This window comes from Micromonospora sp. WMMD967 (assembly GCF_029626165.1).
GTDB classification, from domain to species: domain Bacteria; phylum Actinomycetota; class Actinomycetes; order Mycobacteriales; family Micromonosporaceae; genus Micromonospora; species Micromonospora taraxaci.
The window spans coordinates 4,236,549-4,253,245 of the sequence record NZ_JARUBK010000001.1 but is presented as its reverse complement, the minus strand read 5'-3'; the positions used below and the strand labels follow the sequence as shown (position 1 = coordinate 4,253,245).

Annotated in this window: 1 protein-coding gene; it reads right to left on the bottom strand. The window is 74.7% G+C overall.

The features are described from left to right. Nucleotides 1-14: 14 nt before the first annotated feature. Nucleotides 15-16,625 carry a type I polyketide synthase gene (locus tag O7631_RS19285; protein ID WP_278145488.1) on the bottom strand — a complete coding sequence of 5,537 codons (16,611 nt, stop codon included), beginning with the start codon at nt 16,623-16,625 and terminating at the stop codon, nt 15-17. Nucleotides 16,626-16,697 lie beyond the last annotated feature (72 nt).

Sequence of the window (16,697 nt, the reverse complement as noted above, 5' to 3'; positions counted from 1 at the left end):
TCCCGCTGCGCGGATCAAGATCTGCCGAATTCGTTCTGGATGATCTGGAGCAGTTCGTCGGCGGTCGCGTCGCCGATCTCGTCGCCGGCCACCTCCGCCGGTTCCTCGGTGGCGGCCCAGCGGTGTGCGAGCGCCTGGAGGCGGGCCACCAGGGCGGGCCGGTCGGCGTCGTCGACACCGGTGGCGGCGAGGGCCGCCTCGAGGTCGTCGAGCCGACCCTCCACCGTCGGCGCGGCCGGGCGGTGCTCGCGCATCAGGAGGGTGTCCAGGTGCGCGGCGAGGACCGCCGGGGTCGGGTGGTCGAACACCAGGGTGGCCGGGAGGTTGAGCCCGGTGACAGCGGTGAGCCGGTTGCGCATCTCGACAGCTGTCAACGAGTCGAAGCCGAGTTCGCGGAAGGCGCGGTTCGCCTCGAAGCCGCCGCCCGGGCCGAGGACGGTGGCCGTCTCGGTCCGGACCAGGTCGAGCAGCAGGTGCCCGCGTTCGGCGTCGGGCAGGTCGGTGAGCCCGTCGATCGGCCCGGCGGTCCGCACCGGTACGGCCGGTGCGGCGACCGCCGCGCGGGCCTCCTCGACGCCGTCCAGCAGAGGGCTGGGGCGGGCGGCGGTGAAGGCGGGGGCGAAGCGGGCCCAGTCGACGTCGGCGACCGCGACGGTGACGTCGCCGTGGTCGAGGGCGCTGGCGAACGCGTCGACAGCCGCGGACGGGACCAGCGGGGTGAGCCCGCGTCGCCGCAGGTGTTCCTCGGTCCCGGTGTCGGCGACCATACCGCCCTCGCCCCACGGTCCCCACGCGACAGCGCTGCCGGCCAGGCCGCGTGCCCGCCGCCGTTCGGCGAACGCGTCGAGGTAGGCGTTGCCCGCGGCGTAGGCGGCCTGGCCGCCGCTGCCCCAGACGCCGGAGATGGAGGAGAAGCAGACGAAGGCGTCCAGGTCCCGGTCGCCGAGGAGGTCCTCCAGGTGCCGGGCCCCGCCGATCTTCGCGGCGACGATGCGGGCCAGCAGCTCCGGGCTGGTCTCGTCGAGCGGGGCGGAGTCACCGATGCCGGCGGTGTGCACCACGGCGCGCAGCGGCAGCACGTCGGCGTCGGCCCGGCGGAGCAGGTCGGCGACGTCGTCGGGGTCGGTCAGGTCGCAGGCCACGACTGTGACCCGGGCGCCGAGCGCGGTCAGCTCCCGGGACAGGTCGTCCGCGCCGGGGGCGTCGGCACCGCGACGGCTGGCCAGGATCAGGTGGCCGGCGCCGTCCTGGGCGAGTCGGCGGGCCACGTGCCCGGCGAGCGCGCCGGTGCCACCGGTGACCAGAACGGTGTCGCGGGGTGTCCAGCGGGTCAAGGTGGTGGGCGGGAGCGGTGCCCGGACCAGGCGGCGGACGAACGTGCCGGCGTCGCGCAGGGCCACCTGGTCGACGCCGCCGTCGGCGAGCACCCGGCAGAGCGCGGGCCCGTCGACGCGGTCCGGCAGGTCGATCAGCCCACCCCAGCGGGCGGAGTGCTCCAGGGCGGCGACGCGGCCGAGGCCCCACACCGCGTTCTGGGTCGGGTCGGTGACCTCGGCGGTGGCGGACACCGCACCCCGGGTGACGGCCCACAGCGGCGCGTCGAGGTGGGCGTCCCCGGCCGCCTGGATCAGGGCCAGGGTGGCGGCCAGCCCGTTGGGCACCCCGGGGTGGCCGGGCAGTTCACGGTCGTCCAGGGCGAGCAGCGACAGGACACCGGTGACCCCCGTCGCCGAGGCCAGTTCGGCGGCGATCGCCGCCCGGTCGAGGCCGTCCACCACCACCGGCAGCGAGTGGGCGCCGGCGTCGGTCAGGGCCTCGATCAGGGTACGGGCGTACGCGTCGGCCGGGCCGGGGAGCGCGACCAGCCAGGTTCCGCCGAGACGGGCGGTACCGTGCATGGCGACGGGTTCCCACTGTGCCCGGTACCGCTGTCGGTCGGCGGTGTCGCGGGCCTGCCGGCCCCGGTGCCAGTCGGCCAGGGCCGGCAGCGCCTGGGCGACCTCCGCCACCCGGTCGTCGCCGAGCATCGTGCCGAGCGTTTCCAGGTCGTTGTGCTGTACCGCGGACCAGAAGGGGTCGTCCGACGAGTCGGCGCCGGTGCTGGCGGGCAGTGCCGGGGCGATCCAGAACCGGCGGCGCTGGAACGGGTAGGTGGGCAGCGGCACGGTCGCCGTGCCGGGCAGTGCGCTCGCCCAGTCGACGGGTACGCCGCCGACGTGCAGGCCGGCCACCGCCTCGGCGACCGCGGCGGGCTCGGCCCGGTCACCGCGTAGCGCGGCGACCAGGACGGCGTCCGCCTGCCTCGCCGTGGGCAGGCACTCGCGGGCCAGCGCGGTCAACACCCCACCCGGACCGACCTCGCAGTACGCGGTGACACCCCGGGCGTCCAGTGCGGTGATCCCGTCGGCGAAGCGCACCGCCCCACGGACGTGCCGCACCCAGTAGTCGGCGTCCGGGCGGCCGATCGGTTCGCCGGTCAGGTCGGAGATCAGCGGGATCGTCGGCGGCGCGTACGTGAGGTCGGCGGCGATCCGGCCGAACTCGGCGAGCATCGGGTCCATGTGCGCGGAGTGGAAGGCGTGGCTGACGTTGAGCCGCTTGGCCCGTCGCCCGTCCGCGCGCCACCGCTCGACGATCAGGTCGACGGTGTCCGCGTCGCCGGCGACGACCACCGAGTCGGGTCCGTTGACCGCGGCGATCGACACGTCGCCGGTCAGCAGTGGCCGGATCTCCGCCTCGGTGCCCTGCATCGCCACCATCGCGCCGCCGGAGGGGAGCGCCTGCATCAGTCGGCCCCGCGCGGCGACCAGCCGTGCGGCGTCGGGCAGGGACAGGACGCCTGCCACGTGCGCGGCGGCGAGTTCACCGATGGAGTGGCCGAGCAGGTAGTCGGCTGTCACGCCGCGCGTTTCGAGGAGGCGGTACAGGGCCACTTCGAGGGCGAAGAGCGCCGGCTGGGTGAACTCGGTGCGGTCCAGCACTGCCGCGTCATCGGTGCCGGGCTCGGCGAACATGACGTCGAGCAGTGGGCGGTCGAGGTGCGGGGCGAACGCGGCCCGGATCTCGTCGAGCGCCGCGGTGAAGACCGGTTCGGTGGCGTACAGGTCACGACCGGCACCCGGGCGTTGGCTGCCCTGGCCGGTGAACAGGAACGCGAGCTTGCCGGTGGCGGTGGCGGTGCCGTTGATGACCGACGGGCCGGGTTCGCCGGCCGCGACGGCGTGCAGGCCGGTACGCAGCGCGTCGGCGTCGGCGGCCAGGACGACGGTCCGGTGTTCCAGGGCGGAGCGGGTGGTGGCCAGGGAACGGGCGAGGGTCGCACCGGTTCCGGCCTCGACGTGCCGGTCGACACCGGCGGCGAGGAGCCGTTCGGCCTGGGCCCGCAGCGCCCGGTCGGAGCGTCCGGACAGGACGTACGGAAGCTGTCGCGTCGACGGGACCGGGTCCGGGGCGGTCGCCTCGGGTTGGGCGGCGGGCGTCGGTTGTTCGAGGATGACGTGGGCGTTGGTGCCGCTCACCCCGAACGCCGAGACCGCCGCGCGGCGCGCCCGGCCGGTCTCGGGCCACGGCTGCGCCGTGGTGAGCAGCCGTACCGCGCCGGCCGACCAGTCCACGTGCGGTGTCGGCTCGTCCACGTGCAGGGTCCGTGGCGCGAGGCCGTGCCGCATCGCCTGGACCATCTTGATGACCCCGCCGATGCCGGCGGCGGCCTGGGCGTGCCCGATGTTCGACTTGAGCGAGCCCAGCAGCAGTGGTTGCTCGGCCGGCCGACCCCGCCCGTACGTGGCGAGCAGCGCCTGCGCCTCGATCGGGTCGCCGAGGGTGGTGCCGGTGCCGTGCGCCTCGACCACGTCGACGTCGGCCGTGGACAGACCCGCGTCGGCCAGCGCCTCGACGATCACCCGCTGCTGCGCGGGCCCGTTCGGGGCGGTCAGGCCGTTGGACGCGCCGTCGGAGTTCACCGCGCTGCCCCGGACCACGGCGAGCACTGTGTGCCCGTTGGCCAGGGCGTCCGACATCCGTTCCAGGACCACGAACCCGACGCCCTCGGCCCAACCGGTGCCGTCGGCACCGGCGGCGAACGCCTTGCACCGGCCGTCCGGGGCGAGCCCGCCCTGCCGGCTGAACTCGACGAAGACCGCCGGGCTCGACATGACAGCGACACCGCCGGCCAGGGCGAGCGTGCACTCCCCCTGCCGTAGCGCGCGGGCCGCCCAGTGCAGGGCGACGAGCGACGACGAGCACGCCGAGTCGATGGTGACGGCCGGCCCCTCGAAGCCGAAGGTGTAGGCGACCCGCCCGGACATCACGCTCGTCGCGTTGCCGGTGAGGCGGTACCCCTCGACCCCGGGTGGTGGCGGCGCGCCTTCGGCGTACCCGAGGTGGGCGCCGCCGACGAAGACGCCGGTCCGCCGGCCGCGCTGCGCCCGTGGTGGGAGGCCCGCGTCCTCGAGGGCCTGCCAGGCGGTCTCCAGCAGGAGCCGCTGCTGCGGGTCCATCGCCAGGGCCTCGCGGCCGTTCACCCCGAACAGGTCGGCGTCGAAGTCCGCCGCGTCGTGCAGGAAGCCGCCGGAGCGGGTGTACGCGGTGCCCTGGTGGTCCGGGTCCGGGTGGTAGAGCGCGTCGAGCGCCCAGCCGCGGTCGGCGGGGAAGCCGGAGATGACGTCGGCCTCGTCGGCGACGAGCCGCCACAGGTCGTCGGGCCCCTGCACGCCGCCCGGGAAGCGGCAGGACATGCCGACCACGACGATCGGGTCGTCGTCGGGTGCCACTGCCGACGCCGAGACCGGCGCTGCGGTGGCGGGCTGGTCGAGCAGCCGGTCGCGCAGGTAGCGGGCCACCGCGAGCGGGTTCGGGTGGTCGAAGACGAGGGTGGCGGGCGGGGCGAAGCCGACGTCGCGGCGCAGCCGGTCCCGCAGGTCCACGCCGGTGAGCGAGTCGACACCCATCTCGCGGAACGCCTGCTCCGCGCCGACCGCGTCCGGCCCGGCGTGACCGAGGACGGCGGCGGTGACGCCACGGACGAGGGTGAGCAGGTGGTGTTCCTGTTCGGCCGGGGCCAGCGCGGCCAGGGTCTCGGCCAGCGGCGTGGCGGTCGGCTCGACGCTCTGGCCGACCAGCGCCCGCACCTGCGGCAGGTCGCCGATCAACGGCCGGGGCCGGGCGGCGCTGAAGATGGGGGCGAAACGCGACCAGTCGACGTCGGCGACCGCCACGTAGGTCTCGTCGCCGTCCACGGCCTCGCGCAGCGCGGCGATCGCGGTCCGCGGGTCGAGGACCGGCAGGCCGCGCCGGAACAGCAGGGTTTCGGTGCCGGCGTCGACCATCCCGCCGTCGCCCCACGGGCCCCAGGCGACCGAGGTGGCGGTCAGGCCCCGGGTTCGCCGGTCGTCGGCGAGGGCGTCCAGGTAGGCGTTCGCGGCGGCGTACCCGCTCTGCTCGCCACTGCCCCAGAGCGCGGCGATCGAGCTGAACAGCACGAACGCGTCGAGCGGGGTGTCGGCGAGGAGCCGGTCCAGGTGGGCGGCGCCGGCGACCTTGGCCTCGGCGACCTCGGCGAGCCCGGCCGGGTCGTCGTCCAGCGTTGCGGCGAATCGCAGGGCGCCGGCGGTGTGGAAGACGGCGGTCAGGTCCCCGATGGTGCCGAGCAGGTCGGCGAGGGCCTCGGCGTCGGCGACGTCGCAGGTGGCGATGGTGACGCGGGCACCGAGCGCGGTCAGTTCGGCGTGCAGCTGGTCCGCGCCGGGGGCGTCGGCGCCGGCCCGACTGGTCAGCACCAGGTGGGGGGCGCCCGCCCCGGCGAGCCAGCGGGCCACGTGCGCGCCGAGCGCGCCGGTGCCGCCGGTGATCAGGACGCTGCCGCGCGGCGACCAGGTGGTCGGGGTGATGGGCGGGGCCGCCGGTACGACACGTCGGACGTGGACTCCGGTGTCCCGGACGGCGACCTGGTCCTCCGTGGTGGTGCTGCGCACCACCGCCCAGAGCCGGGCGAAGGTGTCGGCGTCGGGGTTCTCCGGCAGGTCGGCGAGGCCGGCCCAGGTGTCGGGGAGTTCGAGGGCGGCGACCCGGCCGTACCCCCACACGGTGGCCTGGTGCGGGCTGATCCGGGGTTCGTCGCCGACGCGTACCGCGCCGGTGGTGACGGCCCAGAGCGGGGTGCCCTGCGGAAGGTCGCGCAGCAGCTTCGAGGTGCCGGTCAGGCCACGGGACAGGTGTGGGTGCTCCTGGTCGGGGCGCTCGTCCAGGGCGAGCAGGGACAGCACGCCGACGATCTGACCCGGGTCGATGGTGGACAGTGCGCCGGCCGGCACCGCGATCACGTCGGGACCACCCGCGGCCACGAGGCCTGCGGTCATCGGGAGGTCGAGGTCGGGGACGACGACCAGCCAGCGTCCGGGGCGGGGGGCGGTGGTGACGTCCCGGACCGGCCAGTCGACGCGGTAGCGCAGGCCGGGTTCGGTGCCCTGGCGACGCCAGGCGCGCAGCGCGGGGAGGACCTCGTCGAGGGGGTGGTCGTCGGCGACGCCGAGCAGGTCGGCCAGGTCGCCGCGGTCGACGGCCTGCCAGAACGGGGTGTCGGGGGCGGCGGTGTCGTCCTCGATCCAGAAGCGCTGCCGTTGGAAGGCGTAGGTGGGTAGGTCGACCAGCCGCCCGCCGCTCAGGCAGGGCGTCCAGTCCACCGCGACGCCGCGCACGAAGGCCTGCGCGAGGGCGGCCAGCAGCGTGGTCGGTTGGTCGCGGTCAGAGCGTTGCACGGGTACGAACACCGCGTCGCCGACGCAGTCCGCGCCCATCGCGGACAGCACCCCGTCGGGGCCGATCTCCACGAACGTCGAGACACCCAGGGACTCCAGTGTGGTGATGCCGTCGGCGAAGCGGACCGCCTCGCGGACGTGCCGCACCCAGTACGCCGCGTCCTGCGTGGATGCGACCTGCCCGGTCACGTTCGACACGATCGGGATGCGCGGTGACTCGTAGGAGAGCGTCCCCGCGACCGACGCGAACTCGGCCAGCATCGGCTCCATCAACACCGAGTGGAACGCGTGACTGACCCGCAGCTGCTTGGACTTCCCGAAGTGGGCCGCGACGGCGGCGACCTCGTCGGCCGCACCGGACAGCACCACGGACCGAGGGCCGTTGATCGCCGCGACGGACACCCCGTCGGTCAGCAACGGCAGCACCTCGGCCTCGGTTGCCCGCACCGCGACCATCACGCCCCCGGCCGGCAACGCCTGCATCAACCGGCCCCGCGCGGTGACCAGCGTCGCCGCATCCGGCAGGGACAACACCCCTGCGACGTGCGCGGCGGCGATCTCCCCGATCGAGTGCCCCACCAGGAAGTCCGGTGTGACACCGAACGACTCCACCAGGCGGAACAACGCGACCTCGACCGCGAACAACGCCGACTGCGTGTACACCGTCTGATCCAGATCGTCGCCCTCGGCGATCACGTCCCGGATCGGCCGGTCCAGGTGCCGGTCCAGCTCGACGCAGACCGCGTCGAACGCCTCCGCGTACACCGGGAAGGCCTCGGCCAGAGCCAGGCCCATGCCCTGCCGCTGCGAACCCTGACCGGAGAAGACGAAGGCGAGACTTCCCGCCCGTACCTCACCGGTGTGCGCGCCTGGGTGATCGCGGCCCGCGGCCAGATCGCGCAGGGCGCCCACCGCGTCGCTCTCGCTGGTGAGCAGCACCGCCCGGTGCGTGAACGCGGTCCGGGCGGCGGCCAGGGTCCAGCCGGTGTCGAGCAGTGTGGGTGTGCCCGGTTCGGCCAGCCGGTCCGCGAGGCGAAGCGCCTGGGCGCGCAGCGCGTCGGTCGACTGCCCGCTGAGCACCAGCGGGACGACGGGAGAGGACGCCTGCGGAAGGGCCGGTACGCGGCCGACTCCGGCGGGCGCCTCCAGGATCACGTGGGCGTTGGTGCCGCTGATGCCGAACGACGACACGGCGGCCCGGCGCGGCAGGTCCGCCGGCCACGGTTGGGCCGTGTCCAGCAGCCGCAGCGGGCTGTCCGCCCACTCGATGTGCGGGCTGGGCGTCCCGGCGTGCAGGGTGCGGGGCAGCACCTCGTGCCGCATCGCCTCGACCAGCTTGATGACACCGGCGACACCGGCGGCGGCCTGGGTGTGCCCCAGGTTCGACTTGACCGAGCCGAGCCACAACGGCCGCTGCGCCGGGCGGTCCGGCCCGTACGCCGCCTGCAACGCCTGGGCCTCGATGGGGTCGCCCAGCGCGGTGCCGGTGCCGTGCGCCTCGATCACGTCGATGTCGCCGGGCGTCAGCGCCGCGTCGGCGAGCGCGGCCCGGATCACCCGTTGCTGGGCGGGGCCGTTCGGGGCGGTCAGGCCGTTCGACGCGCCGTCGGAGTTGACGGCGGTGCCACGGACCACGGCGAGGACCGGGTGACCGTGCCGTTGGGCGTCGGAGAGACGCTCGACCAGCAGCATGCCCACGCCCTCGGCGGAACCGAACCCGTCGGCGTCGGCGGAGAAGGGCTTGCAGCGGCCGTCTGGGGCGAGTCCACGTTGGCGGCTGAACTCGACGAACATGTGCGGGGTGGACATGATGGCGACGCCGCCGGCCAGCGCCAGGTCACACTCACCGGCCCGCAGCGCCCGCACGGCCAGGTGCAGCGCGACCAGCGACGACGAGCAGGCGGTGTCGACGGTGACGGCAGGGCCGTCGAGGCCGAAGGCGTACGCGATCCGGCCGGAGGCGACGCTCGCGGTGCTGCCGGTGAGCAGGTAGCCCTCCAGGTCGGCGGGCGCCTGCCGGACCCGGGACGCGTAGTCCTGGTAGGTGAGGCCGACGTAGACCCCGGCGTGCCGGCCGCGCAGCGTCGCGGGGTCGATGCCGGCCCGTTCGAACGCCTCCCACGAGGTCTCCAGCAGGAGCCGCTGCTGCGGGTCCATCGCCAGGGCTTCGCGGGGGGAAATACCGAACGGGGCGGGGTCGAAGTCGGCGACGTCGTAGAGGAACCCGCCGTGCCGGGTGGTCGAGGTGCCCGGGTGATCCGGGTCCGGGTGGTAGAGAGCGGCCAGGTCCCACCCACGGTCGGTGGGGAAGCCACCGATCGCGTCACCGCCGTCGTCCAGCAGTCGCCACAGGTCGGCGGGCGAGGTGACGTTCCCGGGGTAGCGGCAGGCCATCGCGACGATCGCGATCGGCTCGTCGGGTACCCGTACCGTGGCGGGGTCGTCAGCGGGTCGGGCGGGCAGCGTGCCGGTGAGCTCGTCGTGCAGGTACGCCGCGAGGGCGGCCGGGGTGGGGTGGTCGAAGACCAGTGTGGTGGACAGGCGCAGGCCGGTGACAGTGCGCAGGCGGTTGCGCAGCTCGACCCCGGCGAGGGAGTCGAAGCCCAACTCGCGGAACGGACGGTTCGGGTCGACAGCGTCCGGGCCGGTGTGGCCGAGCACGAGCGCCGCCTGTTCGCGGACCAGGCCGACCAGGGCCCGCTCGCGGGCCGCCTCGGGCAGCGCGGCCAGTGCGGCGGCGAGGCTCTCGGCGGGGCCACCGGACGCGCGGGACGCGACTGCGCCGGCACCGATGGCGCGCTGCACCTCCGGCAGGTCCTCGATCAGCGGGCGGCGGCGGCCGGCGGTGAGCGCGAGGGCCAGCCGGTCCCAGTCGAGGTCGGCGACGGTGATCGTGGTGGCGTCGTCGTCGAGGGCCTGTTGCAGGGCGGCGAGCGCGATCTGTGGGTCCATCGGGGTGATGCCGTGGCGTTGCATGAGGTCGCCGACTGCGACGTCGGCGGCCATGCCGCCGCCGGCCCACGGACCCCAGGCGATCGAGGTCGCCGTCAGGCCGTCGGCGCGGCGCTGCTCGGCCAGGGCGTCGAGGTACGCGTTTCCCGGCGCGTAGTTGCCCTGCCCCGGGATGCCGATGCTCGCCGCGATCGACGAGAACAGCACGAACGCGTCGAGGTCCCCGTCCCGGGTGAGGTCGTCGAGGTTACGGGCGGCGGCCACCTTCGCGGCGAGGACCCGGTCGACCTGGTCGGCGGTGAGGGTGTCGACGGTGCCGTCGTCGAGCAGGCCGGCGGTGTGCACGACCGCGCTGACCGGATGCGCGGCGAGGACCGTCGCGAGGGCGTCACGGTCACCCGCGTCGCAGGCCACGACCGAGGCGGTGGCGCCCAGTTCGGCCAGGTCGGCGACCAGGTCGGCGGCGCCGGGCGCGTCCGGGCCGCGCCGGCTGAGCAGGATCAGGTGCGGCACGCCACGCTCGGCGAGCCAGCGGGCGACAGTGCCGCCGAGGGCGCCCGTCCCGCCGGTGACCAGCACCGGTCCGTCCAGGCGCGGGCCGCCAGCCAGTCGGGCCGGGCGGGGTGCGTGGCCGAGGCGGCGCAGGTAGCGACCGTCGACCCGGATGGCGACCTGGTCCTCGCCGTCCTCGCCGGCCACGGTGGCGAGCAGCCGATCGGCGGCCCGCTCGTCGAGGTCGGTGGGCAGGTCGACCAGGCCGCCCCACCGATCGGCGTGTTCCAGGGCGACGATCCGGCCGAGACCCCAGATCAGTGCCTGCTCGGGGTCGTCCACCCGGTCCGCCGGACCGGTGTCGACGCCACCGCGGGTGACCAGCCAGAGCGGGGCGTCCACGCCGGCGTCACCGAGGGCCTGGGTGAGGGTCAGACTGCGGCGCAGCCCTTCGCCGAGGGGCCCCTCCGCGAAGGCGAGCAGGGACAGGACGCCGTCGGCGTCACCGGCGAGCCGCTCGGCGACTGTGACCCGGTCGGCGTCGGCGGCGATGACCACCACGTCCAGGGTGAGCCCGGCGTCGCCGAGGGCCTGGAGGACGGCGGTGGTGCCCGGGTCGTACCCGGCCACGGCGACGATCCAGTGCCCGTCGGCGGTGACAGTGGCGTCCGGCTGCGGCTTCCACTGGACCACGTAGCGCCAACCGGCGGCCCCGGCGCGGATCCGCTGCTCACGCCGCCAGGCGGCCAGCACCGGCACGATCTCGTCCAGTGCGCCCGGAGCCAGGGCCAGGTCGGTGGCGAGCGCGGCGGCGTCGCCACGCTCCACCGCCGCCCAGAACGGGTCGTTGGCCGGGTCGTCGGCGCTGCCGGGCACGACCGGGTGATGCCAGAAGTGCTCCCGTTCGAACGGGTAGGTGGGCAGCGCCACCAGCGCGCCGTCCGGGGTCAGGTCCGTCCAGTCGACGGTGAGCCCGCGCGCGTACGCCTCGGCCAGCGCGACCCGGAACCGGTCCGGGCCGCCGTCGTGGCGTCGCAACGTCCGGAGCACGGCGGCGTCCACTCCGGCCTCGTCGGCCGAGTCCTGCACGGCCGCGACGAGAACCGGGTGTGGGCTGGCCTCGACGAAGGCGCGGTACCCGTCGGACAACAGCACGTCCACCGTCTCGGCGAAGCGGACCGGCCGGCGCAGGTTGGTGTACCAGTAGTCGGCGTCCAGCTCGGTGGTGTCCAGCCGCGAGCCGTAGACGGTGGAGTAGAACGGGATGTCGGCGGCGCACGGCTCGACGCCGCTGAGCGCGTGCAGCAACTCGTCGCGGATCGCCTCCACGTGTGCCGAGTGCGAGGCGTAGTCGACCTTGATGCGCTTGGCCTCGATGCCCACCGCGGCGAGCGCCGGTTCGAGGTCGTCCAGGTCGGCGGGTTCCCCGGCGACGACCACTGCGGTCGGACCGTTGACGGCGGCCACGCTGATCCGGCCGCCCCAGCGGGCCAGGACCGGCTCCACGGCGGCGGCGGACGCCTGGACCGCGAGCATTCCGCCCTGCCCGGCCAGCGCGACGATCGCCTGGCTGCGGCGGGCCGCGATCCGGGCGGCGTCGTCAAGGGTGAGCGCGCCGGCGATGTGCGCGGCGGCGACCTCACCCTGGCTGTGCCCGATCACCGCGGCCGGTCGGACACCGGCGGCCTGCCAGAGCCGGGCCAGGGAGACCATCACCGCCCACAGCGCGGGCTGGACCACGTCGACCCGGTCCAGCGACGGGGCGTCGTCGTCGCCGCGCAGCGCGGCGAGAAGATCCCAACCGGTGTACGGGAGCAGCGCCGCGCCGCAGGCGGTCAGGTGGTCGCGGAACACCGGGTCGGCGTCGGCCAGCTCGACGGCCATGCCCAGCCACTGGGAACCCTGTCCCGGGAAGACGAACGCGACCCGGCCGGGCTCGGCCGGGTGGGCGGTGACGACGTTCGCCGCCGACCCGTCCTCGGCCACGGCGGCCAGTCCGTCGCGCAGGTCGTCCGGTGTGGTGGCGAGGACGACCGCCCGGTGTTCGAACCGGGTCCGGGTGACGTTGAGGGTGTACGCGAGGTCGGCGAGGTGGGTGTCGTCTCCCCCGATGCGGTCGCGCAGACGCGCGGCCTGGCGTCGTAGGGCGTGCGGCGTACGGGCGGACACCAGCACCGGCACGGCGGTCGGCACGGCCGGGCGGGCGGCGGCGACGACGTCGGTGGCGACGTCGACGTCGGGTGCTTCTTCGAGGACCAGGTGGGCGTTCGTTCCGCTGATGCCGAAGGAGGAGACGGCGGCCCGGCGGGGGTGGTCGTTCCGCCGCCAGTCGCGGGGCTCGGTGAGCAGTCGGACGGTGCCGGGGGACCAGTCGACGTGCGGTGACGGCTCGTCGGCGTGCAGGGTGCGGGGCAACACCTCGGCGCGCATCGCGAGGATCATCTTGATCACGCCACCGACGCCGGCGGCGGCCTGGGTGTGGCCGATGTTGGACTTCAGCGAGCCCAACCACAGCGGGTCGTCCTCGGGTCGGTCGACGCCGTAGGTGGCGATCAGCGCCTGCGCCTCGATCGGGTCGCCCAGTGTGGTGCCGGTGCCGTGTGCCTCGACCACATCGACGTCGGCCGGGGTGAGTCCGGCGTCGGCGAGGGCGGCCCGGATGACGCGTTGCTGGGCCGGGCCGTTCGGCGCGGAGAGCCCGTTGGACGCGCCGTCGGAGTTGATCGCGCTGCCCCGGATCACGGCGAGGACCTGGTGGCCGTTCGCCCGCGCGTCGCTGAGCCGTTCCAGGACCAGGACGCCGACGCCCTCGCCCCACCCGGTGCCGTCGGCGGCCGCGCCGAACGCCTTGCACCGGCCGTCGCCGGCCAGGCCGCGCTGGCGGCTGAACTCGACGAACATGCCGGGGCCGGCCATCACCGTGGCACCGCCGGCCAGGGCCAGTTCGCACTCCCCCCGGCGCAGCGACTGGGCGGCCAGGTGCAGCGCGACGAGCGACGACGAGCAGGCGGTGTCGACGGTCAGCGCCGGCCCTTCGAGGCCGAGCACGTACGAGATGCGGCCGGAGGCGACGCTCATCGTGCTGCCCGTCAGCACGTAGCCGTCGAGGCCGTCGGCGGGTTCGGCGAGGCGTGCGCCGTACTCGTGGGAGGTGGCGCCCACGAAGACCCCCGTGCGGCTGCCGCGCAGCGCGCCCGGCACGATGCCGGCCCGTTCCACCGCCTCCCAGGAGGCCTGCAACAGCAGTCGCTGCTGCGGGTCCATGGCCAGCGCCTCGCGCGGGGAGATGCCGAAGAAGCCCGGGTCGAACTCGGCGGCGTCGTGCAGGAACCCGCCAGAGCGGGTGTAGCTGGTGCCCGGGTGGCCGGGGTTCGGGTGGTAGAGGGCGGTCAGGTCCCAACCCCGGTCGGTGGGGAAGCCGGTGATGGCGTCACCGCCGCTGGACACCAGGTGCCACAGCTCGTCGGGGTCGGTGATGCCACCGGGATAGCGGCAGGCCATCGCGACGACAGCGATCGGCTCGTCGGCGTCGGGCCGCCCCGGCCGCGCGGACTCCTCGACGGTCGACGGGTCGACGCCGCCCGAGGCGGTGTGCAGCCACCGGGCGAGCGTGACCGGGTCGGGGCTGTCGTAGAGCAGGGTGGCCGGCAACGCGAGGTCGAGGGCGGAACTGAGGCGGTCGCGCAGTTCGACGGCGGTCAGCGAGTCGAAGCCGAGCTGCTTGAAGGAGTGGGTGGTGTCGACGGTGAACGGGTCCGGGTGGCCGAGCACCGCGGCGGCGTGCGTGCGTACCAGGTCAAGAAGGTCGGCCTCGGAGCGCGCGGCGCTGCGCGCGGCCGGCGTCGAAGGCTCGTCGGCGGTCTCGGACACCCAGTAGGACTCGCGCTGGAACGCGTACGTGGGCAGCGGCACGCGCACCCCGCCGGCCAGCGACGGCGTCCAGTCGACGGCGACTCCCCGGCCGTGCAGCTGGGCCAGGGCGGCGACGACCGTCTCCGCCTGCGGGCGGTCCGGGCGCTGGGCCGGGACGAACGCGCCCGTCGGCACGCAGTGGGCGCCCATCGCACAGAGCACCCCGTCCGGGCCGATCTCGACGAACGTGGTGACGCCTTCGCTCTCCAGTGTCGCGAGCCCGTCGGCGAACCGGACCGCCTCGCGCACGTGCCGCACCCAGTAGGCGGCGTCCTGGGTCTCGGCGATCCGGCCCGTCACGTTGGAGACGATCGGGATGGTCGGCGGCGCGTACGTCAGCGTCTCGGCGACCTCGGCGAAGGCCACGAGCATCGGTTCCATCAGCGCCGAGTGGAAGGCGTGACTGACCCGGAGCTGCCGGGTCTTCTCGAACCTCGCCGCGACCGCGGCCACCGCGTCGGCGGTTCCGGACAGCACCACCGAGTTGGGGCCGTTGACCGCCGCGATGTCCACGCCGTCGGTGAGGTGCGGTGTCACGTCGGCCTCGGCGGCCTGCACCGCGACCATCACGCCACCGGCCGGGAGGTCCTGCATCAGTCGGCCCCGGGCCGTGACGAGCTTCGCCGCGTCGGCCAGGGACAGCACCCCGGCGACGTGGGCTGCGGCGATCTCGCCGATGGAGTGCCCGACCAGGTAGTCCGCCGTGACGCCGAACGACTCGACGAGCCGGAACAACGCCACCTCGACGGCGAACAGCGCCGCCTGCGTGTAGACGGTCCGGTCCAGCTCCGACCCGTCCGCGACGACCTCGCGCAGCGGGCGGTCCAGGTGCGTGTCGAGGTCCGCGCAGGCGGCGTCGAAGGCTGCCGCGAACACCGGGTAGGTGTCGGCGAGGTCGAGGCCCATCCCGACCCGCTGCGAGCCCTGGCCGGCGAAGAGGAACGCGAGCCGGCCGTCGCCGACCCGCTGCACCGGCGAGTCGTCGGCGGCGAGGGCGGCCAGGCGCTCGGTCAGGGTGGTCAGGTCCGCTCCGACGACCGCCGCCCGGTGGTCGAAGCCGCTGCGGTGCCGGACGAGGGAGTACGCCACGTCCACCGGCCGCGCGTCCGGGGCCAGCGCGTCGCGCAACTGTCCGGCCTGCGCGCGTACGGCGGCCGGGGTACGCCCGGACAGCAGCCACGCCACGGGTTCGTGTGTCGCCGGCTCGTCGGTCACGGGTGGCCGGGTCGGCGCCGACGACAGCACGACGTGGCAGTTCGTGCCGCCCATGCCGAACGAGCTGACCCCGGCGACCAGCTGCCGCTGCGACTCCGGCCACGCCCCGTGCTCCGTACGGACCCGCAGCCGCAGCTCGTCGAACGGGATGCGCGGGTTCGGCGTGACGAAGTTGAGACTCGGTGGCAGTTCCCGGTGGTGCAGGGCCAGAACGGTCTTGAGAAGCCCGACCACGCCCGCCGCGCCCTCCAGGTGCCCGACGTTCGTCTTCGCCGACCCGACCAGCAGCGGATGACGGCGGCCGGACGCCACCCCGAGGACCGTGCCGAGCGCGTCGGCCTCCACCGGGTCGCCGACCCGGGTGCCGGTGCCGTGCAGCTCCACGTACTGGACCGTCGCCGGGTCCACACCGGCCTGCCGGTACGCCTCGCGCAGCACGTCGGTCTGGCCGTCGCTGGTGGGTGTGGTGAGGCTGTCGCCACCGCCGTCGTTGTTGACCGCGCTGCCCCGGACCACGCCGTAGATCTGGTCGCCGTCGGCGAGCGCGTCGGTGAGGAGTTTGAGGGTGAGGACGACGCCGCCCTCGCCGCGCGCGTAGCCGTTGGCCCGGGCGTCGAACGTGTAGCAGCGGCCGTCCGGCGACAGGCCACCGAACGCGGCGGCGGTGAGGGTGCTCTCCGGGACCAGGTTGAGGCTGACCCCACCGGCCAGGGCTACCTGGCAGCGGCGCTCACGCAGGCTCTCCGCCGCCAGGTGGACGGCGACCAGCGAGGACGCCTGTGCCGCGTCGACGGTGAGGCTGGGACCGCGCAGCCCGAGCACGTACGACAGCCGGTTGGCGATGATGCCCCGGTTGGTGCCGGTGAGTGTCCACGGGGTGATGCCGTCGACCCCGAGGCGGCGGATCAGAGTGGCGTAGTCGTCGCCGATCGCGCCGACGAAGACACCGGCTCGTGTGCCGGCGAGAGCGTCCGGGACGATGCCGGCGTCCTCCAGGGCTTCCCAGCCGAGCTCCAGCATGAGCCGTTGCTGGGGGTCCATGGTGGCCGCCTCGCGCGGGGCGATGCCGAAGAAGCCGGGGTCGAAGCCGTCGACCCGGTCCAGGAAGCCGCCGCGTGGACGGTCCTCGGTGCTCCCCCAGCGTCCGGCCGGTGCCCTGGTGATGGCGTCGCGGCCGTCCGCGAGCAGGTGCCAGAACGCGGCGGGATCGTTGGCGCCGGGAAGTCGGCACGCGACACCGACAATGGCGACGCCGTCGGATTCCGCATTTCCATCGGTGAATGCTGATTCGCTCTTCATGACGATCCGCGGCCCCCACTCGTCCACACGGCCCGATGGCGCGTTCGATTCGGACGGTAATGAGGGCCGGCA

What these genes read in the sequence shown, in the direction of transcription:
- O7631_RS19285 (WP_278145488.1), bottom strand. Translation starts at nt 16,625, where the DNA reads ATGAAGAGCGAATCAGCATTCACCGATGGAAATGCGGAATCCGACGGC.